Source organism: Amycolatopsis sp. cmx-11-32 (assembly GCF_047608695.1).
GTDB lineage: Bacteria > Actinomycetota > Actinomycetes > Mycobacteriales > Pseudonocardiaceae > Amycolatopsis.
Map to the genome: position 1 here is coordinate 18,569 of NZ_JADNQN010000010.1, position 22,230 is coordinate 40,798.

Below are 22,230 nucleotides of genomic sequence, written 5' to 3' on the forward strand. Positions count from 1 at the left end.
CGGCCTGCACGGGCGAATTGTCTTTCTTGGCCGGGCGGAAACGAGATTTCGGCAAACCGAATTCTTTTTTCAGTCCCCGCTGGTAGCGTCCGCGATCATGGACGAGAGAGCGCGGATCGATGACGTGTGCCAGCGGCTACGGGACCACTACGTCTTCCCCGATGTCGCCGAGAAGCTGACGGTGTTCTTGCAGGCGAGGCTGGGCGAGGGCGCGTACGCGGGGCTCGACGACAAAGCGTTCGCCGACGCGGTCACCCAGGACCTGCAATCGGTCAGCGGGGACAAACATCTGCGGCTGCGGTTCCACGTCGACCCGCTGCCCGAGGTGGACGGCCAGTCCTTCGATCCCGAGGTGTACCGGCGCGAGGCCGAACTGAACGGCTTCGGCATCGCGTCGGCGCGACGGCTGTCCGGGAACGTCGGCTATCTGGAGACGAAGCTGCTCTACGGGCCGGACATCTCCGGCGAGGCCTTGGCGGCGGCGATGACGCTGCTCGCGACCGCGGACGCGTTGCTGATCGACGTCCGGGAGAACCGGGGTGGCGACCCGATGGCGGTGGCCATGCTGATCAGCTACCTGGTCGACGAGCCCGTGCATTTCAACAGTATCTATTTGCGCGACGGCGACGTGACCAACCAATTCTGGACGCTGCCGTACGTGCCGGGACGCAAGTTCGGCGCGGACAAGCCGGTGTGGGTGCTGACCGGCCCGACGACTTTCTCCGGCGCGGAGGACCTGAGCTACTCGCTCCAGCAGCTGGGGCGGGCGAAGACGGTCGGCGCGGTGACCGGCGGCGGCGCGAATCCGCGTCGGCAGTACAAAGTGGACACCCACGTGGATGTCACCGTCCCGGGTGGACGGGCCGTGAACCCGGTCACGGGGACCAACTGGGAAGGCGTCGGAGTGCGGCCGGACATCCCCGTCGCCGTTGAGGACGCGTTCGACACCGCGTACGCGTTGGCCCTGGAACACGTGCTGACACTGGGGGATTCGGGCGTGCGGCGGCAGCTCGCCGACGAGGCGCGGATCACGCTCGCCGGCCTCGGTTGAGCCGGGCGCGGGACCTACGTCCCGCCGAGGTCAGGACCACTCGATCTGGCGGGCCCACCGCGCGGTGAGCAGGCTTGAGGCGTGGAGGTTCTCGATCTCGCTAGGTGGCAGTTCGGCATAACCACCGTCTATCACTTCCTGATGGTCCCGCTGACCATCGGGCTTTCGGTCCTGGTCGCCGGGATGCAGACGGCGTGGGTCAGGACCGGTGATCCGCGCTATCTGAAGATGACCAAGTTCTGGGGGAAACTCCTGCTGGTCAACTTCGCGATGGGCGTGGTCACCGGGATCGTCCAGGAGTTCCAGTTCGGGATGAACTGGAGCGCGTACTCGCGGTTCGTCGGGGACGTGTTCGGCGCGCCGCTGGCGATGGAAGGGCTCGTCGCGTTCTTCGTCGAGTCGACCTTCCTCGGGCTGTGGATCTTCGGCTGGGACAAGTTGCCGAAGAAGGTCCACTTGGCGTGTGCCTGGGCGTACTCGCTGGCGACCGTGGCGTCCGCGTACTTCATCCTGGCGGCGAACTCGTGGATGCAGCATCCGGTCGGGGTCGAATTCGTCGACGGGAAGCCGACGATGAACTCGATCTGGGCGGTGCTGACGAACAACACGGCGCTGGCCGCGATCCCGCATACACTCGCGGGTGCCTTCTCGGTGGCGGCGGCGTTCCTGGTCGGGGTGGCAGGCTGGCAGCTGTGGCGCAAGCGTTCGGAGGACGACGAGCACCGCGCGGTGTGGCGTTCGTCGTTGCGTCTCGGTGGCTGGGCCGGTGTGGTGGCGTTCGCGGTGCTGGCGATCACCGGTGACGTGCAGGGCAAGCTGATGTTCGAGCAGCAGCCGATGAAGATGGCGTCAGCGGAAGCGTTGTGCCGCACGGAGAAACCGGCGAGCTTCTCGATCATCGCGATCGGCGACGTCCGGAACGCGAACTGCGAGGACGTCAAGACGTTCACCGTGCCGGCACTGCTTTCGTTCTTGGCGCACAACGACTTCTCGACCGAGGTCAAGGGCGTGGAGAATCTGGTGATCGAGTACCAGGCGAAATACGGCACGAACTATCCGGACGACCCGCAGCTCGGTTCGCTCGCGGGCAAGCCGATCGACTACGTGCCCAGCCTGCCGGTGACCTACTGGGGCTTCCGCGCGATGATCGGCTTCGGCGCGATGTCGGCCGGGATCGGGCTGCTCGCACTGTGGCTGACCCGGCGCGGGCGGATTCCCGGGCAGCGGTGGTTCCCGTTGCTCGTGCTCGGCGGGATCGCGACGCCGTTCATCGGCAACAGCGCCGGCTGGATCTTCACCGAGATGGGTCGTCAGCCGTTCGTGGTGGTGCCGAATCCGACCGGTGTCGACGGAGTGTGGATGTTCACCGCGAATGCGGTCTCGAAGTTGTCCACAGGCGAGGTGTGGACGTCGCTGATCGCTTTGACGACCGTCTACGCGGTGCTCGGTGTCGTCGAGGTCTACCTGATGCGCAAGTACGTGCGCGGCGGTGTCGACGGCGTCATGCCTCCCAAGAAATCGGCCTCGACCAGTAAGAACGACGACCCCGACGGCGGTGACAGCGATGACGACGCACTCGCCTTCGCCTACTGATCACCTCTTGACGTCACCTACCCAGCCCCCCGCCCTTCCCGGGGGACGGCCCCGCACCCAGCGTATCGGGGGTATCGCTCAGGCGGGTTACCCACAGCCAATCTGTGGACAACTCGAGAGGTTGTGGATAACTCAGGGCTACCGGAGGTGGAGATGCCGGATCGGTCGGGGCCGGGTGCTAGTGGCGGGTCGCGAAAGCCACTTTCACGACGCTCAAGGTCTCGAAAGTGGCTTTCGCGACATCCGGGGCGGGTCGGCCGGGGGGCGGCGGGCCGAAGGGGCCCATGGCCGCATCGCACGCAGTGAAAGCGCCCTTCGCCGCGTGGCATGCGGTGAAAGCGTCCTTCAGCTCACCCAGGCGACCCAGGCGACCCAGGCGACCCAAGCGGCCCAGGTGACTGAAGCGGCCCAAGCGGCTGAAGCGCTCGGAGCAACTGAAGCAAGCAGGAGCACCCGATGACCCTCGAAACGATCTGGTTCTGCGTCATCGCCCTCTTCTGGCTCGGCTACCTCTTCCTCGAAGGCTTCGACTTCGGCGTCGGCATGCTCATGCCGGTCCTCGCGAAGGACAACACCGAGCGCCGCGTCATGGTCAACACGATCGGCCCCGTCTGGGACGGTAACGAGGTCTGGCTGATCGTCGCGGGCGGCGCGATGTTCGCCGCGTTCCCCGGTTGGTACGCGTCGCTGTTCTCGGCCGCGTACCTCCCGCTCCTGGTCGTCCTGCTCGCCCTCATCGGCCGCGGCGTCGCGTTCGAATACCGCGGCAAGGTCGACTCCGACCGCTGGCGCCGCAACTGGGACCGCGTCATCGGGATCGGCTCGTGGATCCCGCCGTTCGGTGTCGGCCTGCTGCTCGCGACCACCGTCCTCGGCCTCCCGCTCGACGCCGACGGTGACCGTGTCGGTGGCGCGTTCGCCGCGCTCAGCCTCGAAACCCTGCTCGGCGCGGTCGCGGTCGTCGGGTTCTCGCTGGTCCACGGTGCCGCGTTCCTCGCCCTCAAGACCGAGGGCGACCTCCGCCACCGGGCGCGGAACCTGGCCACCCGGCTACTTCCCGTCGCCCTGCTGCCGCTGCTCGCGTTCCTCATCGTCGTGCAACTCCGCTCGGGTGACCTGTGGACGCTGCTCCTGATCGGCGTCGCCGTCATCGCCGCGATCCTCGCCTGGTTCCGCATCCGCGCGGGCAGGGAAGGGCAGGCGTTCGCCGCGCTCGGCGGGGTCATCGCCGCTTCGGCGGTCGCGATCTTCGTCGCGCTGTACCCGAACGTTCTCCCGTCCACTTTGGACGCGGCCAACACGTTGACGATCGCGGGCGAGGCGTCGAGCCCGTACACCCTGACCGTGATGTCCTGGGTCGCGTTGTTCGGCGCGCCCGCCGTCCTGATCTACCAAGGCTGGACGTACTGGGTGTTCCGCAAGCGCATCGGCACCCGGCACATCCCACCGGTGCACGCACCATGACCGAACTTCCCGGCCGCGACACCCTTTCCGCCAAAGAGTCCACAATGGACTCGACGCGACCGGGGAAGGGGCCGCTCGGCGCGCTGGCTCCACTTTCGAGTGCGGCGCGCCGGGCTGCCCTGCGACTCGTCGGAGTACTGTCTTTCGTCAACGCGGTTTTGCTGGTGGGGCAAGGGTTCCTGCTGGCCGATGTCCTCTCCGCGGTCGTCCGCGGAGCACCGGGGGACCGCACCGCCGGACTGGCCGTGCTGGTCGCGCTCGTCGCCGGGCGCGCGTTGACCGGCTGGGCGGTGCGGGTCGTATCCGCTCGCGCGGCCGCCCGCGCGAAGGAGGAACTGCGCGCCAAGGCCATCGACCACGCCCTGCGGCTCGGCCCGGAATGGATCGCCCGTCGCGGCCACGGCGAGCTGACGTCGTTGACCACCAAGGGCCTCGACGCGCTCGACGCCTACTTCACCCAGTACCTCCCGGCGCTGGTGACCGCCGCGATCGTGCCACTCGCCGCCGGCACCGCGATCCTGTTCGCCGACTGGCCATCGGCCGTGCTCATCGCGATCACCGTGCCGCTGGTGCCGCTGTTCGCCATCCTGATCGGCAAACACACCGCCGAGCGGGTCGCCGACGCCGCCGATGCTGAACATCGGTTGTCGGGACAGCTGCTGGAACTCGTCCGCGCGCTGCCGATCCTCAGCGCGTTCCGTCGTGCCGAGGCGCAGGCCGAGACGGTACGGAAGATCTCCGGACGTCATCGCCGCTCGACGCTCAAAACCCTGAAGGTCGCGTTCGCGTCGGCGTTCGCGCTGGAATTGATCGCGACGCTTTCGGTCGCGCTGGTCGCGGTCGTCATCGGCGTCCGGCTGGTGTCCGGCGAACTGCCGCTGGCCATCGGGCTCGGCGTGCTGATCCTCGCCCCGGAGTGCTATCAGCCGCTGCGCGCGGTCGGTGCCGCGTTCCACGCCAGCGAAGACGGCGTCGAGGCCGTTCGCCGGGTCGCGGACGTGCTCGCGGAACCCCTGTCGCCCAACGGTTCCGAGGCGACGGCCAAAGGCGAGATCCGCGTCGAAGGTCTTCGCGTGGCTCGAAGGGGCGGATTCGCGCCGGATGGTGAGACGTTCAGTGTCCGCCCTGGCGAACTGACCTGGTTGCGCGCACCCAGCGGCGGCGGCAAATCGACGACACTCGCCGCGCTACTCGGCTTCGTGCAGGTCCACGATGGGACGATCACCGTCGGCGGCACCAGCCTCGCCGACGCGGATCTCGAGCGTTGGCGCGAGAACGTCGCCTGGGTGCCGCAGTCGCCGGTGTTCGGCGGGGGCACCGTGGGCGATGAGGTCGGCGCCGACGACATCCTCGGCGAATTCGGGCTGACCGGTCTGGCCGAACGACCGATTTCGAAACTGTCGCAAGGACAACGCCAGCGAGTCGCGGTGGCGCGGGCCCTGGTGCGAATCCGGTCGGGTGCGTGGCTGCTCCTGCTCGACGAGCCCACCGCGCACCTCGACGAGGTCAACGCCGGACTCGTCATGGCCGCCGTCTCCAAAGCCGTCGACAACGGTGCCGCCGCGATCATCGCCGCGCACGATCGCCCACCCGGTATCGACATGTCGGCAGATTCGCTGAGGGAGGTCGGCACGACGGACGAGCGGCCTGCGACCCGGCCGGTGCCGTGGCGCGAGTTGCTGCACCCCAGGTTCTTCGGCGGAGCGCTGCTCGGCACCGCCGCCTTGCTGGCCGGGGTGGCGCTCGCCGCGCTTTCGGGCTGGTTGATCGCCAAGGCGTCGCAGCAGCCGCCGATCCTGACGCTGACGGTGATGATCGTCGGCGTGCGGACGTTCGGCCTCGGCCGCGCGGGGCTGCGGTACCTCGAACGGCTGGTCACGCACGACGCCGCGTTCCGGATCGCCGGAAGCCTGCGGGTCCGGCTGTGGCAGTCGCTGGTGCGGCACGGACCGGCTCGGGCGCTTCGGGCCGGTGAGGAGCAGCGGCGGCTGGTGGGCGACACCGACACCGTGCGCGATCTGCTGCCCAGGGTGGTCACGCCGCTGGTCGTGGTCGCTTTGGTGGCCGTGGGCGCCGTCGCGGTCCAGACCGTCGTACTGCCCGAAGCCGGACTCGTGCTGGCGGCCGCTGTGCTGGTGAGCGCGTTCGCGCCGCTGCTCGCGCTTCGGGCGGAACGCCGTGCGACCAGCGCCTTGGCCGAGGGACGGCGGTCGGTGTCGGCGCAGGTGCTGGGCCTGTTCGAAGCCGCCGCCGAGTTGATCGCGTACGGGGTCGACAAGGCGCGACGTCGCCGAATCGCCACGACCGACACCGCCCTGACCGCCGAAGCGCGGCGACAGGCCTTCGGCGCCGGTGCGGCCGACGCCCTGATCATCCTGGCGACGGGTGCCGCCACCGTCGTGAGCACCGGGCTCGCCCTGAGCGCCGTCGCCGCCGGCGCGCTGAACCCGGTTCTCGCCCCCGTGGTCGCCCTGGTGCCGCTCGCGCTGACGGAAGTCCTCTCCCTTCTCCCGCCGGCCGCGCAGCACTGGGACACCCTGCGACAGGCCCGGCTGCGTCTCGCCGCGTGTGATGAACGGACCGTTTCCGACAAAACCCGTTACGAACGGACCGTTCATAACACCGGCGGGGTGCGGATCCGCGACGCCGACCTCGGCTGGCCCGGTACCGATCACCCGGTTCTCACCGGCGTCGACCTCGACATCGCGCCCGGCACACACGTCGCCGTCGTCGGCCCGAGCGGCGCCGGGAAGTCGACACTCGTCGCGGCCCTGCTCGGTTTCCTGAAGCCGAGCAAGGGCGACGTCGCCGTACCCGAGAACGTCGCCTGGGCGCCGCAAGAACCGATGCTCGTCTCGACGTCGGTCGCCGAGAACCTGCGCCTCGCCAAACCGACGGCATCCGAGGCCGACCTGCGAAAAGCCCTGTATCAGGCCGTTCTCGAGGACGTCGAGCTCACCACGATGCTGGACAGCGCGGGCGCCGGGCTGTCGGGCGGGCAGGCGCAGCGGGTCGCGCTCGCGCGTGCCCTGCTCGGCGCCGCGCGTGCCGATCTCGTCCTGCTCGACGAACCGACCGCGCACCTCGACGAACTCACCGCACGTACCGTCCGTGAACGCCTTGGCGAGGCGCTGGCCGGGAAGACCGTCGTGCACGTCACGCACAACGCCGCCGAGGCCGCCGACGCCGACGTCGTCCTGGAGGTGCGAGAGGGTCGCGTCACAGCGCGCACGCCGGTCGGGGCGGACTAATGTCGACAGCGCTCATGGATTCCACGCTTGCCGCGCGCGCCCTGTCCGCCGCCACCGAGATCACCGGCACCGCCCTGTCCGGCGACGACCCGGGCGACGTGCTGGAGACCGTCGTCGCCCGCGCCGTCGAACTGGCCGAGGCGGACCTCGGTCTCGTCATGGTGCGCGCGGACGATGGCCAGGTGGTCGTCGAGGCCGCGCACGGGGCCGCCACCCAGGGCCTCCGTGGACTGGCCTTCGCCGCCGATTCCGCCGCCGGGCAGGTCGCCCGTGGCGGCGAAACCGTGGTGAGCGAGGACTTCACTGTCGATCCCCGCACGGCGCCGTTCGTGCCGCCGGAGTTGCAGGGCTTCGGGCCCTTCGCGGCGTCGGCGTTCGGCGCGGGCGGGAGGGTCCTCGGCGCGCTCACCGTGTACCGCCGCCACGGCGGGGCCCCGTTCTCCGCCGGCACGGTCGAGGTGCTCACCGCCTTCGCGGCGCAGGCGGGCGTGGTGCTCGCACTGGCCGAAGGCGCCAACGCCCGGCATCGCGTGACCCTCTATCAAGAGCGCGAACGCATCGCGCGCGAACTGCACGACGTCATCGTGCAACGCCTTTACGGCGCGGGCATGCAACTCGACCGCGTCCGCAAGAACATGCGGAAACGGTTCGCGCAGGCCGATGGCGCGCGGCTGTCCGAGGCGATCGACCAGCTCGACCAGACCATCGAGGAAATCCGCGGCACCGTGCGCGCCTTGCGCAGCCCGGAGCCCGCGAACGAGACGGTCACCGCCACCGACCTCGCCGAGTCCGCGCGCGGAGAGGTGCGCATCGCGGGCGAGCTGCTCGGCTACCCGCCGACCCTCGAACTGTCGGGTGAGCTGGCCGACATCCCCGCCGAACAGGCGGACCACATCCGCGCCGCCTTGCGCGAAGCACTGTCCAATGTGGTCAGGCATTCCGGGGCGAGCGAGACCCGCGTGACACTCAGCCGGGATGTCGAGGGCGTCAAGCTCCGGGTGCGGGACAACGGGTCCGGTGTGCCGCAAGGGGTCGCCAAACGCGGCCTCCGGCATCTCGCCGAACGCGCGACGACTTCCGGCGGGCGCTTTTCGATCAATTCTTCGCCGAGCTTGGGGACTTTGGTCGCTTTCGACGTTCCGCTCGACCAAGTCGTGTGAAATTAACGGTCTCTGTCGCTCGACAGAGTGACGATTCGCGTTTTTTGATTAATCCGTAACAGCCTGGGTCGGGGCGCGACTATAAGGGTATCGAACGCGCTCGGAGCGCGAATTCCCATCGAAAGGACTCCTCATGTCCTCGGTTCGTCGCGCCCTCGGCACAGCCGTGATCCTCGCCGGATTCTCTGTGTTCGGCCCCGCTTCCTTCGCGTTCGCGTTGTCGGACGCGCCCGCGGTCGCCGATCTGAACTGCGGGAACTTCCAGTTCCAGGAAGACGCGCAGGCGGAGTACGAGAAAGATCGATCCGATCCGCACGGCCTCGACGACGACAAGGACGGAATAGCGTGTGAATCGTTGAAGAAGCGCGGAACGGCGCCGACGAAAACGGTCACACCCACCGTTCCTCCCGTCGTGACGGAAACAAAACCCGCGCGATCCGCGGACAAGGACTGCGCCGACTTCCCGTCGCAGGCCGCGGCGCAGGCCGAGCTGAAGAGAAATCCGCGTGACCCGCACAAGCTCGACGGCGACAACGACGGATACGCCTGTGAGTCCCGGTTCGGAGAGCCCGCGAAATCCGGCCAGGTGAAGGTCAAGCCCGTCGGCGGCGTCGCGACCGGCGGAGGCGGCGAGGAAACCGTCGAAGTCAACGGCGGTCTTCTGGAGATCGGCGCGGTCGCGCTGGCAGGCACGGCCCTGCTGACCGCGTCGGCCGCGGGTGCGTCGCTCGTTCTCCGGCGGCGTGCTGAGCGATGACCAGGGCTCCATGGCGCCGGTGGCCGGTTTTGCTGGGCGCCGGCACCCTTATCGGGGTGGTGCTCGCGGCCGCGCTGACCGCGTGCGCCGGCCCGTCGGCGGGCAAGGTCGCGTCACCGGCGGCACCTTCCACGGTGTCTTCGATGGTGTCCTCGCCCGTCGCGGCCCCTCCGCTCGGGCCCGGGAAACCGGCGACGCTCGAGATCCCGGCGATCGGGGTCCGCACCGGCGAGATCGTCGACCTCGGCCTGGCCGGTGACGGCAGCCTGCAGGTACCGCACGACGCGATCACCACCGGCTGGTTCACCGGCGGCCCGGCACCCGGCGAGATCGGCCCCGCCGTGCTCGCGGGGCACGTCGACTACAAGAAGGTCCCCGGTGTCTTCGTCCGGCTCAAGGAGCTGAAGCCCGGCGACGAAGCCGTCGTTCATCGCAAGGACGGGGTCACCGCGGTGTTCACCGTGTACGCCGTCGAGCGGCACCCGAAAGCGACCTTCCCGACGGAGAAGGTCTACGGCGACACGACCGGGCCGGAACTGCGCCTGATCACCTGCGGCGGGGACTTCGACTCCTCGACCGGCAACTATCTCGACAACGTCGTCGCCTACGGCAAATTGAGCCGCGTTTAATCGGGGTATGCGCACCGTCTACGTCGTCACGCACCCGGAGTCCACCCATCACCTCGATCGCCTCGTGGGCGGCTGGTACGACTCCGAACTCACTCCCGAAGGCGAGCGCGCCGCCGTCGCCATCGCGGAGTCGCTGCACGCGAAGGTGCCGGAGGACGTGGAGCTGTACACCTCGGACTTGCGGCGTGCGGCGCGGACGGCGGAAGTGATCGGCGAAAGGCTCGGGGTGACACCGATTCCGGACCGGCGGCTGCGTGAGAAGTCGTACGGGGAGGCAGGCGGCAAGCCGCAGGAATGGCTGGACAGCCGGTTCGTCCCGCCACCGGCGACAGGTGAACGGCTGGGACACGACGAGGGAATCCCGGGCGCCGAGACCAAAGGCGCGATGGCCGCGCGGGTCTACGCGGCGATGGACTCGATCCTGGAAAGCGACAGCGAGCACCAAATCGTCGTGACGCACGGCGGCGCGCTCACCTTCGTCATCGCGGCGTGGATCCGGATGCCGCTCGAGTCGGCCGGGTACGTCGACTTCCGCGGTTCACCCGGCAGCGTCACGGTGCTCCGTGAGGACGACTACTTTCACAACCGGCAGGTCGTAAGTCTCGCCGGCAAATGACACGATCTCCCCGGAAAGCCGACGAAGACGTGGAGAGTTGACATGCCGAGGTTCCTGCGAGCCACGGCCCTTGCCGCCGCCGTGGCGGTCGTACCGATTGCTCCGCCCGCCACTTCGGTGGCCGCGACCGAGTCCCGCTGCCCGCGCCTGGCCGACCGGCACGACAAGGTCCTGCAGCCTCGGAACAAGGATTGGCGCACGACCAGCCGGTACCTGACCGACGGCCGCGCCAGCTTCTCGATTCTGCTGGTGGGAACTCTCTTCTTTCTGGCCACCGGACGCTTGATCGAGGCGCTGGGTCTCGTCGAGTAGCGACCGGACGGCATGGGCCTTACGTTCAGTGACGTGGACGATCCGCGCTGCTAGCGTGTCGGGTACGGCTGTGTGGGGGGTAACAGGTGACCGATCCGGTGGTACAGACGGAGATCGTCAAACAAGCCATCGCCTTGTGTTTCACCACTGGTGGCAAGGTGGCCGAGTATCTCTGGAAGAAGCTGTCGGGACGGCGGGACGAGAAACGCCTGCGTTCCGACCCGGCCGCGCTGGAGGCCGCCGTGCGTCGACTGGCCGCCGAAGACCCGGCCGTGGCGGGGGAATTGCGGGAGCTGGTCGGAAGCGTGCTCGCGATGAGTCAGGCCCGACCGCGGATCGTCCCCCGTTCGCCGCACCTGTACGACCGCGTCGGCGCTCAGGCCCAGATGGCCGGTACCGGTGTGGTGGTGCTCTCCGGCCCGTCCGGAGTCGGCAAAACGGCGCTCGCCGAGCATTACGGGACGCGCTCCGGCGGTGCCTATCCCGACGGCGCGTTGCTGATCGACCTCGGGGATCACCGCGACGGCCCGGGAGCGCCGTTGAGGATCAGCCAGGTCAGGGAAGCCGTACTCCAAGCACTGGGAGTGGAGCCGAAGCTCATCACGTCGGGTGCCGGCGAACTGAAAACCCAGTACAACGACCTGCTCGGGCCTTTACGGCTGCTCTTGGTCTTCGACTCGGTCGAAAGCGTCCGCGATCTCCAGGCCCTGGTGCCCCCGGCGCCGATGAGCCTTGTGCTGGCGTTGACGGAAGGTGCGCCCGACGAGCTCGTGACGCAGTATCCCCGGCACGTACCTCTCAGCAGACTTGAAGAGGGAGCGGACCGGATGCTTTTCGAAGCGATCGCGGGAACCGATCTGCTCACCGCCGATCCCGACGGCACCCACGAAGTCCTCGTCGAATGTGATCGGTTTCCGGCGACGGTGGTCGCCGCGGCCATAGCGGCGAGGCAGCGAGCGGCGCTGGCGGCCCGGCCGCTCAAGCTCCTCGCGGAGGAGCTGCGCAGCGGGCGTGCCCTCGGCCCGGTGAGTGCCGCCTTCGACCGGGTCCTCGCCGGACTTCCGCAGCCTGAACAGGAACTTTGCCGGTCGCTGACCGAAATTCCGGGACCGAGTTTCACCCACGAGGCGGCAGCGGCCGTCGTCGGTTGTGCACCGTTCGAGGTCCTTGCCGAGCTGGTGCATCTCCAATCCGTTTTCTTCGTGACCGAGGAGCCCGGCAAGCGGCTTCGGCTGACCAAACAAGCGAGGCAGGCACTCACCCGCGCTGGTCACACCCAGGGTGGTGAAGGATTTCCGCGGCTCGTGCGATTCCATCGCACCCTGGCGGTGCAGGTGGATCACTGGAAGACGCCCGGCGGGCGGCTGCGGCTGTACGACCGGACGCTGCCGAAGGACACCGGTCCCTTGGATCTGGCCCCTGGGCAGGACCCGGTCGAACTGCTCGTCGCCGAAATCCCGGTTTATCGTGCACTGGCGGAACCGGCCCATCACGCCGGACTCCATCACGAGCTGACGCAGATCTGTGGCGCACTGGAAATCGTCGGGCTGCACCGGGGACACCTGCGTGAGCTCGTGGAGATCACCAAATGGGGGATCGCGAGCGCGGAAGCACTCGGCGATGTCCCGCTCCAGCTGAGGACCATCGGGCAGCAGGCACGCCTGCACTCGTTGCTTCAGGAGTTCCCGCGGGCAGAGGCGGAGTTCGGACGGCTGCGGGAGTTGCTTCACCGGTTGGAGTCACCCGAAACCGAAACGAATCGTCAACTCCGCGCGTCACTTTGGGAGTTTCGAGGGCTTTTCCATCGAGAACGAGGGGAGTACACCGAGTCGGCCACGTGCTTCTTCGAAGCACTGAAGATCAGCCGGACACTGGGCGGACTTCCCTTCCGCGGGCAAGGACTGCACGCGAGGATGCTCGCCAACGTCCAGGTGCTGCTCGGCGATCTCACCGGGGCGTTTCACCTGCTCGAAGAAGCAGAGTCGAATACGAACCGGGGGAACGAACGTGACCTCGCCCAGGTCTGGCTGGTCCGTGCGAAGGCGCTGAGCCGATCGGGAACGATGGCCGCCGCGAGACAAGCACTCGACCTGCTGCCGGAAGTCTGGCGCATGGTGGTCCCCACCGGGAGTGATCAGTACGAGCTGGAGATCGCCGAGGCGCTCGGGGACGCCGCGTGGTACTGCGGGAACTTCGATCTGGCGCGGCACCACTGGTCCGGCGTCTGGCAGCGGTTGCAGGCGGTCAGGCATCCGCGTGCCCTTGGCGTGCACGCCAAGATCCTCGACGGGATGCCGCCACTGATCACTCGGTGAGCGCCGAGGCGAACACGTTTCGGGTGCTGTGGCCGGCTCGCACGCGGAACGACCCGGTCATCGGGAGGTTCCGGTCCCTGCGCCAGTACCAGGCGGAAATCGCAGGCAACGGTTCGCCTTTGCCGAAGAGTTCGAAGCCATGTCCTTCGGCGCTCCAGAGCAGGCACCGGTCCACGCCGATTCCCGCGATGATGCCGGCATCAGGACGACGACGAGCGATTTCTCGTGCCCAGTCGGCGAAATCGGCGTTCTCGCCGGTGAACTGGCAGTAGACCACGTCGGCACCTTCGAGTTCGTCCAGAGTGGACAGTTCTTCGTGTGCGACGATGTGACGGCCAAGGGAAACGCCCTGTCCGACCTGTTCACTGGGGAACCGGAATACCGCCAGCTGGTCGAGGTACTGCCGCACCTCGACGGAGAACGTCGCCGGCTCCGTGACGTCCGGAACCGGATCGGGAACGGGACGGAAGACCGCGCGTGCGTCCGGCTCTGCCAGACGCATCAAGCCGTAGAGAACGGGTCGAAGAAGTTCCGCGCACTTCCCGGAAAACTCGACCGCCTGCTCCGCGACATCGGTGAGTGGTTCCGTGGCGCCTGCCTGGTCGACCTGCCGGCGCAGATCGCCGTCCGGATCGAGCCGTGGAGCCCTGACCAGGAGTTCCGCGAGTGGTGAGTCCGGTACCACCGTGGCAGGCTCCCGGCTGCCGATCAGTACCGGGATCTTCGCCGCGGCGGCGTACAGCGCGATGGAGCCTCCGTCCGAGATCAGACAATCCGCGGCGATGACGGTCGCTTGCCAGCCACGCTGGGGCGGGATCACGGCGAGGCCCGCTCGGAGGGCCCGGGACAGCCACGCGCGGATCTGCCACGGACTATGGGCGGCCCAGGCGCCCGGATGCACGATGAGGCTGAATTTGTACTCGTCGACGGGGAACTCGGTGAGCAGACGCGCGGGCAGGCTCGGATCGGTGCCAAGGAGGGAATCGGGTCCCCAGGTCGAGGCCAGTACGACGTGCTTGCGTTCACCTACGTCGAGCAGCCGCCGGTAGCGGGCCGCGCGATTGAGACTGGCGAGCATCCTGTCGTGGCAGGGGTCGCCGACCACGACGGCGTTCGGCTCGGCTTGTGGACAGTTCTGACGGAGGTAGCGCAGTTGGTTGCTGTGCGAAAGACCGATCCGCTTGGGCACGACGTGACCGTCGCGGACCAACCGCGCCGGATTCAGGCCCGAAATGACCCTCTGGTGCGGGTAGAGCTTCTGGTGCCCGATGCCGTGCGGCACGAGCAGGACGGGCGCCTTCAACCGGTGGAGTTCGTCGTTCTCACTGGCGGCTATCGCGAGGTCGAACCGGGTTTCGACAGCCTGATCCCAGGAGATGACCTTCGCGTCCAGTGAGGCGAGGAACTCACTGACTCCAGAGGACAGGATCGCCGGTTCTCGCTCGTTGTGGGTGAACACGACCTGGACTCGCGGATCGTCCTTCAGAAGCGACAGGACGTCGAGCAGCCGGGTCAAGGTGGTCACGGTGCGGACGACGACCAGAACGCGATGGGAGAACCGGACCGTGAGCCACTGATCGAACTCGGGGTCGACCGGGACCTTCGCCCAAAACGACGGGGGGGGGGGTACTTATTTCGCGCACTACCTGTCCCGGCGTGCGATCCACGCCGCTGCCTGCGTGCGCCGCTGCATGCCCAGCTTCGCGAGGACGGACGTAACGTAGTTCTTCACCGTTTTCTCGGCGAGGAACAGGCGTTCCGCGATCTCGCGGTTGGACATGCCCTGCCCGATCAGGTCCAGTACCTCGCGCTCGCGTTCGGTGAGCGACCCGAGTTCGTCCTCGGGCGGATGCCGCAGCTTGTCCAGCACCCGCGCCGTCGACAGCGGGTCGAGCAGCGACCGGCCCGCCGCGACCTCGCGGACCGCGTTGACGACGTCCTGACCGCGGACCTGCTTCAGCAGATACCCGGCGGCGCCCGCCATGATCGCACCGACCATGGCCTCCTCGTCGTCGAACGCGGTCAGCATCAGGCACTGCGGCGGGTTCGCCTTCGAGCGCAGTTCACGGCAGAGCGCGATGCCGTCCCCGTCGCCGAGGCGCACGTCGACCACCGCGACGTCCGGCTCGACGTGCATCGCCACGGCCAGGGCCTCGTCGACCCCGCTCGCCTCGGCGACGACCTCGATATCGGGCTCGTCGGTGAGGAGGTCACGCAGACCGCGCCGCACCACCTCGTGGTCGTCGATGAGCAGCACCTGGATCGGCATACCCCCACGGTACTTCGTCGCCTTGGCGACCACCCGATCCACCAGCGGAGACGGCAGTTCGGCCCGCTCGCGATGCCATCCGCGAAGCGTAGACCGTCTTGATCAGGCGGCCGCCCAGAAAACCGCCTTGGCGATCTGTGCGTACAAGCCCTTCGGGTGATCGCGGAACAGCGGCTCGGTGCCGAACAGCACCACCCGTCCGCCGAGCCCCGAAGTGCCGGAGACGACGGCCGCCTGTCCGGCCGCTTGCAGTGGCCCGCCTGTCCCGTCGTCCCGCGTCCGCCAATGCCCCGCGACCAGCGGATTCCCGCTCGCGTAGCGCTGCTCGACGCTGACCGAAGAGCCGAGATCGGTGAACCAGAACGGCCCGTAGGCAAACGAGTCGGGCAGCGCGCCGGCACCGATCGGACCGGTGCCGTTGACGACCGAAACGACGCCGTTGCCGTCCTCCCAGCCCGCGACCGGACGCGCTTCGAGAAGTCCCCCATCAGTGTTGAACCGCGCGCCCGTGGCGCCGCGGGTGACCACGCCACCGCGGGTGAGAAAGGCACGCAAAGCGTCCTTCGCGGCGGGGTTGAGATCGGTGTATCGCAGTCCCGAAGAGACGAACAGCAGGTCGATCCGTGACCAGTCGAAGCCAGCGTTGAGCACCGCCGCCGACACCGGCCGGACGTCGAATCCCATGTCCCGCAACGCTTTCAGTTCATCCGGGCCGACGGCTCCCGCGATCGTCTTGCGGCTGAGCGGAGTCGAGGTCCCCCGCGCTTCGGCGAACCGGACGCCGTAGCGGTCCGCCACTTCGGCCGCGGCGGGGCGAGCCGACGCGGGGACGACGATCGAGCCGTCGGCCGCGCGTCCCAGTGCGAGGCCGCGGTTCAGCAGATCGTTGGCGGCGCTGACGTCCTTGCCGTCGACGAGCTTCAGCGCGAGATCCCGGCCGGGCGCCGCGTCGATGCCGCCGGTGGGCGAAGCCGCGGCGACGTCGTGCGCCCGGACGTCGAGCCCGCCCTGCTCGACGATGTCGACCGAAGCACCCCACAGCAGGCGATGGCTCCAGCCGGAGATGTCGTACATGACCGGCACCTTCGCCGAGATGTCGCTGCCCCGCTCCAGCATCACGTTCGCCAGGCCGCGTTTGGGCTGGTGCATGTCGACCAGATACGAACCGGCCGGATAACGCCGCCCGGCCGCCGAGAAGGCGCGATCCGCCTGGCGTACGCGGACATCGTTGGCCACCAAGTGATCGACGAGCCGCGAAGCCGCGACGGCCGAGCGCTGGCCCGCGCCGGCGGGGATGACGTACGCACGCGGGAATTCGGTGCGGTAGCGGTCTTCCGGCCCGAATCCGGGCACGAACCCGTCCGGGATCTCACGCTGTGCCTCGCCCGCGCTACCTCGGCGGAACATCTCGATCTGGTTCGCGATCAGCTCACCGCGATTGCGGTCGACGTAGTTCAGCGTGCTGCCGATGGTGGCCTCGACGACCTCGGTGTTGATCACCGAACGCCGCCGCAGTTCCTCGACGGGCAGCGTTTCGTAGTCCGCGTTGTTGACCCGCATCGGGATCTCGATCGTGAACGACACCGCGCCGTGGTACATCGCGTACTGGGCGGTGTAGATCGGCGCCCAGCCGTCCCAGCTGCCGGGTTCGTAGTCGCGGAACGGGATCTCGGGCTTCGCCGTCTCCGGCCGTCCGAGTGCCTTGACCGCTTGCTCCATGCCGAGACCGTTGGCGTATCCGTGCTTGACGTAGAGGTCGAAGTCGTAGTTCTGGCCGTGCGGCGGCGTGGTCGGCTCGATGAGCGTGTTCGCGACGTAGCCGTGTTCGTCCAGCATCATCAGCGGCTGCTTGCCGATGGCGATGCCGCGCATGGCCCGCACTTCCGGCTGCGACGCGGTGACGAAGTCGCGGTTCGGGTCGAAGCCCGCCGACGTCTGCCGGGTACCGGCGACGCGACCGTCCGGATTGGCCGTGACGTTGAAGTAGAAGCGGTTCCGCTTCAGCAGTTCGGCGGTCTTGGGATCGTTCGACGTCGCCAGCTTCTCGATGACGCGGAGCGCGCCGTCGGTGCCTTCCCATTCGTTGCCGTGGATGTTGTTGTTGATCCACACCGGCGCCTTGTACCCGTGGCGCAGGAACGGGTCGCGCGCGGCACGGGCCGGGTCGTTCTCGATCAGCGATCGCCACGCGTCCTGCCGCCGCGTCTGATGAGGGCTCTCCGGCGCGGTGAGCGTCACCAGGTAGAGGTCCCGGCCGAGGCCGGACCGCCCGGCGATCTCGACCGAGATCCGGTCGCTGCGCGCCTGCAACGCGTTCAGCTTCGGCGCGATCGCGTGGTACGGCGCGAGCCCGAGCTTGATCGACTTGTCGGCCGTGTTCTCCGGATGGACGCGCAACTTCGTCTTGCGTGGATAGCCGGAGTGGTCGCCCGCGACGTTCTCGCCCGCCGCCCGTGCGGCGCTCATCGGCGGGTCGGTCGCGGCGACCTCGTTGCGTTCCGGCCCGTTGCCGGGGTCGCGATGCGTCGTCGGCGGTGGTGCCGCGTACGCCGGCGCGGCGACCGCGCTCAGGGAAAGCAGCAGAGCCAGGACCATGGTGCGAGCCGAACGCGACAAGGGCCACCTCCGAAGACGTCGGCACAGTGTTTCCGCTCGCCAAAGACGTCACAAGACCCGAAAGGCGGCTAATCGGACGCAGGGACTACTTCTTCTCAGCGGCGACGTGGGGGTCGGTGGTCTGCTCGGTGGCTGGCAGATCGCGGTCAGGGCTAACGCTCGGGCGCCGGAAACCGGTGCTCGTTCCGGTCGATCTTGGCGTTGGCCGCCTCGATCAGGTCGACGCCGAGGCTGTTCGCCAGCTGGAGGAGATACAGCGTGACGTCGGCGATTTCGTCGACGACGTTGTGCGCCAGGTCGGGGTCGGAACGCCACTTCGCGGACTCCTCCGGGGTGAGCCACTGGAACAGCGAAGTCAGCTCGCCGACTTCGCCGGATAGTGCCATGACCAGGTTCTTCGGCGTGTGGAACGGTTCCCAGGCTCGTGCCGCGGCGAAGTCACGGAGGCGCTGGTTGAGGTCTTCGAGAGTCACGTGCCGTGCCTACCAGATCGTCACGGTGCGCAAACGGCCGTATGGCGGACGGGCGTTGACGTGCAAATTGCAAATTGCATAGCGTCATTCGCATTCGCTCTCGCATGCTTTCCATCGCGTTCGTGCCGGGTGCGGCCCTGGTACTGGTCGCGTTGTGCCTCGGCGATTCCTCGTCAACACCACGCGGTCCAGGCTCGACGCCGCCGCCGGAAAACTCACGGAAAGTAGCCGTCGGTTTACGGGGATCTCGTCGGAAGCGCGGACTGGAGCCGGTTCGGCGCGGTCGAAACCGCGTCGAGCGCGGCCACGCCGCCTCCCGTCGGCCAGGACGCCTGGCGCGTCGCCGCCGGGCACGGGGTGTCAAGCGGTGCTTACGCCGCCGCCGCGGAGGTTTCGCTGCTCGCGAGGGCGGTGATGGCGGTCGTGATGCTGCTCGCCCGGCGACTCCCGATCCCGATCATCCGCTGCCCGGCACGCTCGAAGCGGCGCCGCTGAGCTGGTCACACCGCGTGCCCGACTACGCCGAAAAGAGCACGCTGTTGGCCCACACGCGTCGGCGAACCGGTCGGGCAGACTTGTCCGGGTGAGTTCGACGACGGATCTGCGCCCCTACCTGCGCACCTTGGACGCGGAGACGCTGGCGGACCTGCTCCATGCCCACGCTGAGCGTGACCCTGTGTTACGTCAAACCCTGGAGAACCGATTCGTCACCCAGGGGAGTGACCTCGCCGAGGCGCACCGCCTCCTCGACACCGCCGTGATGGCAGGCAACGTCGAGTACGCCGCGAAGGTCGGCTCCGTGCTCGACACGCTTCAGCGCCTCCTCGACGCCGGCAGCCGGGCCGATCTGGCGCCGCTCGCCCGTCGGACCGTCGACGACATCAGCGAGATGATGGAGCAGATCGACGACACCTCGGGCGAGGTCGCGGACCGGCTGGACCGAGCGGTGGAGCTGTACGCCCGGGCCTGCGTCGCGCGCCCGCCGGACCAAGAGGGCCTGGCCCGCTGGATCCTCGAAGTAGAGTTCGACGGACCCGGCTGGCCGGTCATCGAGCTGGCCGACTTCGCTTCCGCTTTAGGGGACAAGGGGATCACGCTGATCAGGTCCACTGTGGACAGCGTGCTCGCGGAGCAGGTGCCCGGGGCGAAACGCGAGACGGCCGAGCGGTTGCGCGAGGAACTGGCGGAGGTGTCCGGCGATGTCGACGCACTCGTCGCGATCCTCGCCGCCAAGCCGCCGCGGGTCGACGTCAGCCTCAAGATCGTGCGGGTGCTGCGCGCGGCGGGACGGCACAGCGAGGCCATCGCGCACGCGGCGCGGGCGCTCACGCACGACAAGAAGGAGGAGGCACCTCCGCTCGAAGAGGAGCCGTTTCCCTTGTCGCGCAAGGACTTCGACGAGCGACCCGGCGCCGCGGCGTATCTCGCGCTGCGCGAAGAGTCATGGGAAACGGGGCGGTGGGTCGCGCAGCGCAAGACCGCGCTGGCCCGGTTGCGCGAACTCGCCGCGGAAAGCACGGAGGCCGCCGACGAACTCGTCCGCGCGCTGCTCGGCGAGGATCGCGCCGACGAGGCCTGGCGGGCGGCGGTGCGTTTCGAAGCCTCATTGCCGGTGCGCGTCGAACTCGCGGATTCGCGTTCCATAGCCCATCCGGCCGAAACAATTCCCATCTACCGGGAGCATGTCGAAGAATTGATCACGCGAAAAGATCCGAACTCCTACCGTGAGGCCGCCCGGCAACTGCGTAAACTGCGCACCGCGCACAAAAAGTCTGGTACCGCTGAAGAATTCAGCTCGTACCTCGGTACGTTGGTGGAAATACACAAACGCAAGACGCGGCTGATCGCCGAGGTCAAAGCGGCGAGAATCGCGATTCCGAAATCGGTCAAGGCGTAACCACGCGCGCCGCCGGTCGTTATTCGAAGCGAACCGAGGAAACCCGGCGGAGAAAGGTCGAGCCACACTGGCGGGCCGTTGAAGTCGCGGTGGTCCTGAACCGGTGTCCGCCCGCGCCCTCCCCGCGACCTGGACCCCGCGTTTCGCGCCAAGGACCACCGCGACGAGCCCGTATCCATGAGTCCGGTCCGAGAATCGTCGGGCCCGCTACGCACCCGCGGCCCGCTCGGTGAAAACATGTGATTCATGAGTCCGGTGAGTCGTGCCCGCAAGAAGGCAGCCCAGCCCTCCACCCCGAGTGTGACGGGTCTCTTCAAGGACGTCCTGCGGGACTTCTCGGCCCTCGGTGCCGCACCCGAGGTGCTCGACGTCGAGCTGCTGACCTCCGAGGTGCTCGGCCAGTGGTGGGACATCGAGGTCGAGGAGGACGAAACGCCGCTGGGCCTGGAGCTCATCGCGTTCGCGGCCCGGAAGATCACCCCCGCCGCGGCCGCGCTGCTCGCCGGACTGCGCGTGCTCGCCGAGACCGAGGAAGAGCGCGAGGCGGCCGCCGCGGCGCTCGACACCGTGCTGGGCCGCGGCATCCCGGAGCCGGAGTGGGCGGCGGACCTGGCCGCGGTGACCGTCGGGGACTGCTGGCGGACCGGAGACGTCTTCGGTGACGAGTCCTCCCTTCTCTGTGTCTTCTCCCGCGGCGGTGTCGAGCACGGTCTGCTCGCACTCGTCGACTTCACCGAAGGCGGCCGGATCCGGGACGTCGTCGTGGTCGACAAGCCGCACGACGTGCTGTCCGAGATGCGGCAGCAGGCCGCCGACGACCCGGAGCTGGTCACACTGGAGCGGGTCCTGCCCGAGCGTGCCCACCAGCTGCTCGCGGACGGACTGGCCGCGACGGACGTCGTCGAGGAGCCCGACGTCAGCGAGGACTACGCGCGGTTCCACGCGCTCGCGCTGGCCTGGATCCAGACCCTCCCCACCCCCGAACCGTCGCCCGAGATCACCGAGTGGCCCGAGCAGGTCCGCGAAGAGGTCGTCGCCGACTTCATCGGGTCCGGGCTCGTGGAGGACACCGAGGCGACAAGGTTCTACGCGCGCCTGCTCGTCGACTACGGCTGCGAGACCGAGCCGGGCAGCCCCTTGCGGGTCGGGCCCGAGAAGCTTGCCCGGTTCCTCGAGTCGCTGCTCGACGGTGAATTCGAGGTCGACGAGGCGTACGAGGACGCGCTGGAGCCCGCACTGCTCGGCTGGGTCACCTGGGCCGCCGACCGCGCCGGCCTCCCCGAGGCCGCCCGCGTGGCGCTGCTGGAGAGCGCGACCGAGTTCCTGGAGGAGTTCGCGCAGGACGAGGACTCCACGCTCGACGTCTACTTCGACGGTTCAGAGGGGATCGAGGACCCGGCGGAACTCGCGGAAGCACTCGAGCGCCGGATGTTCGCCGTGCCGACGGTCTACGCGGAGATCGGCGACGAGGAGCTGGAACTCGAGCCCACCGACCCCGAACAGCGCCGCCTGCTCGTGATCGGTGAGCACCCCGAGTACCACGAGGCGCTGGCCGAGGAGACCTTCGACGGCGAGCCGCGGATGCGGCTCGCGCTCAAGACCACGATCGTCGACCAGCTCTGGGCCGACGAGCCCGCCGAGGTCTGGCGGGCCGTGCGGCGGCTGAGCGACACCGGACAGGACCGCGACGAGATCTTCGGGCACCTCGTCGACGCGCTGGCCGCCCAGCTCACCGAAGCCGGCGAACACGAAATGGACTACGACCTCGACGACTACCGGAAGGCACTCGGCGACCTCGCCTGACGACGCTTTCCCCCGGATCACGAC

The 22,230-nt window shown here is 68.4% G+C and carries 17 protein-coding genes; 13 read left to right on the top strand and 4 right to left on the bottom strand.

Going from position 1 to position 22,230, the window contains the following annotated elements; all coding sequences use genetic code 11:
* Window positions 1-97 precede the first annotated feature (97 nt).
* From ACM6LR_RS26900 to ACM6LR_RS26945, 10 genes are all read left to right on the top strand, one after another.
* Complete coding sequence (locus ACM6LR_RS26900) at window positions 98-1,051, top strand: S41 family peptidase (RefSeq protein WP_414944752.1); 954 nt, start codon at window positions 98-100, stop codon at window positions 1,049-1,051.
* A gap of 81 nt (window positions 1,052-1,132) precedes the next feature.
* The gene (locus ACM6LR_RS26905) at window positions 1,133-2,644 is read left to right on the top strand and encodes a cytochrome ubiquinol oxidase subunit I (protein WP_414944753.1); all 1,512 of its coding nucleotides are present in this window, start codon (window positions 1,133-1,135) and stop codon (window positions 2,642-2,644) included.
* A gap of 456 nt (window positions 2,645-3,100) precedes the next feature.
* A complete protein-coding gene (gene cydB, locus ACM6LR_RS26910; RefSeq protein WP_414944754.1) occupies window positions 3,101-4,108 on the top strand; it encodes a cytochrome d ubiquinol oxidase subunit II in 1,008 nt (335 codons plus the stop codon).
* Window positions 4,105-7,359 carry a thiol reductant ABC exporter subunit CydD gene (cydD, locus tag ACM6LR_RS26915; RefSeq protein ID WP_414944755.1) on the top strand — a complete coding sequence of 1,085 codons (3,255 nt, stop codon included), beginning with the start codon at window positions 4,105-4,107 and terminating at the stop codon, window positions 7,357-7,359. Before cydB ends, cydD begins: the two co-directional genes overlap by 4 nt.
* A gap of 14 nt (window positions 7,360-7,373) precedes the next feature.
* On the top strand, window positions 7,374-8,519 hold the full coding sequence (locus tag ACM6LR_RS26920; protein WP_414936375.1) for a GAF domain-containing sensor histidine kinase: 1,146 nt from the start codon (window positions 7,374-7,376) through the stop codon (window positions 8,517-8,519).
* A gap of 133 nt (window positions 8,520-8,652) precedes the next feature.
* The gene (locus tag ACM6LR_RS26925; protein ID WP_414936374.1) at window positions 8,653-9,276 is read left to right on the top strand and encodes an excalibur calcium-binding domain-containing protein; all 624 of its coding nucleotides are present in this window, start codon (window positions 8,653-8,655) and stop codon (window positions 9,274-9,276) included.
* Window positions 9,273-9,905 (top strand): class F sortase, encoded by a 633-nt coding sequence (locus tag ACM6LR_RS26930; RefSeq protein WP_414936373.1) that lies wholly within the window; start codon window positions 9,273-9,275, stop codon window positions 9,903-9,905. Before ACM6LR_RS26925 ends, ACM6LR_RS26930 begins: the two co-directional genes overlap by 4 nt.
* Before the next feature lie 7 nt (window positions 9,906-9,912).
* Window positions 9,913-10,521, top strand: a complete 609-nt coding sequence (locus ACM6LR_RS26935; protein WP_414944756.1) for a histidine phosphatase family protein — start codon at window positions 9,913-9,915, stop codon at window positions 10,519-10,521.
* A gap of 42 nt (window positions 10,522-10,563) precedes the next feature.
* Window positions 10,564-10,833 carry a hypothetical protein gene (locus ACM6LR_RS26940; RefSeq protein WP_414936371.1) on the top strand — a complete coding sequence of 90 codons (270 nt, stop codon included), beginning with the start codon at window positions 10,564-10,566 and terminating at the stop codon, window positions 10,831-10,833.
* A gap of 86 nt (window positions 10,834-10,919) precedes the next feature.
* A complete protein-coding gene (locus ACM6LR_RS26945) occupies window positions 10,920-13,148 on the top strand; it encodes a hypothetical protein (RefSeq protein WP_414936370.1) in 2,229 nt (742 codons plus the stop codon).
* On the opposite strand, the gene ACM6LR_RS26950 is transcribed toward ACM6LR_RS26945, so the two are convergent.
* From ACM6LR_RS26950 to ACM6LR_RS26965, 4 genes are all read right to left on the bottom strand, one after another.
* Window positions 13,138-14,673, bottom strand: coding sequence for a hypothetical protein (locus ACM6LR_RS26950; RefSeq protein ID WP_414944757.1), 1,536 nt, complete (start codon window positions 14,671-14,673; stop codon window positions 13,138-13,140). The genes ACM6LR_RS26945 and ACM6LR_RS26950 overlap by 11 nt on opposite strands.
* Before the next feature lie 117 nt (window positions 14,674-14,790).
* A complete protein-coding gene (locus ACM6LR_RS26955; protein WP_020632829.1) occupies window positions 14,791-15,417 on the bottom strand; it encodes a response regulator in 627 nt (208 codons plus the stop codon).
* A gap of 102 nt (window positions 15,418-15,519) precedes the next feature.
* Window positions 15,520-18,012, bottom strand: a complete 2,493-nt coding sequence (locus ACM6LR_RS26960; RefSeq protein WP_414944758.1) for a M14 family zinc carboxypeptidase — start codon at window positions 18,010-18,012, stop codon at window positions 15,520-15,522.
* Window positions 18,013-18,185: 173 nt separating this feature from the next.
* Window positions 18,186-18,506, bottom strand: coding sequence for a nucleotide pyrophosphohydrolase (locus ACM6LR_RS26965; protein WP_414936367.1), 321 nt, complete (start codon window positions 18,504-18,506; stop codon window positions 18,186-18,188).
* Between the two features lie 357 nt (window positions 18,507-18,863).
* Here ACM6LR_RS26965 and ACM6LR_RS26970 point away from each other — a divergent pair, with 357 nt between their 5' ends.
* The 3 genes from ACM6LR_RS26970 (at window position 18,864) to ACM6LR_RS26980 (ending at window position 22,206) form a co-directional block, all read left to right on the top strand.
* The gene (locus tag ACM6LR_RS26970; protein WP_414944759.1) at window positions 18,864-19,001 is read left to right on the top strand and encodes a hypothetical protein; all 138 of its coding nucleotides are present in this window, start codon (window positions 18,864-18,866) and stop codon (window positions 18,999-19,001) included.
* 88 nt (window positions 19,002-19,089) lie between these two features.
* Window positions 19,090-20,403 carry a hypothetical protein gene (locus ACM6LR_RS26975; RefSeq protein ID WP_414944760.1) on the top strand — a complete coding sequence of 438 codons (1,314 nt, stop codon included), beginning with the start codon at window positions 19,090-19,092 and terminating at the stop codon, window positions 20,401-20,403.
* A gap of 246 nt (window positions 20,404-20,649) precedes the next feature.
* Window positions 20,650-22,206, top strand: coding sequence for a DUF1841 family protein (locus ACM6LR_RS26980; RefSeq protein ID WP_414936364.1), 1,557 nt, complete (start codon window positions 20,650-20,652; stop codon window positions 22,204-22,206).
* Window positions 22,207-22,230: the final 24 nt, after the last annotated feature.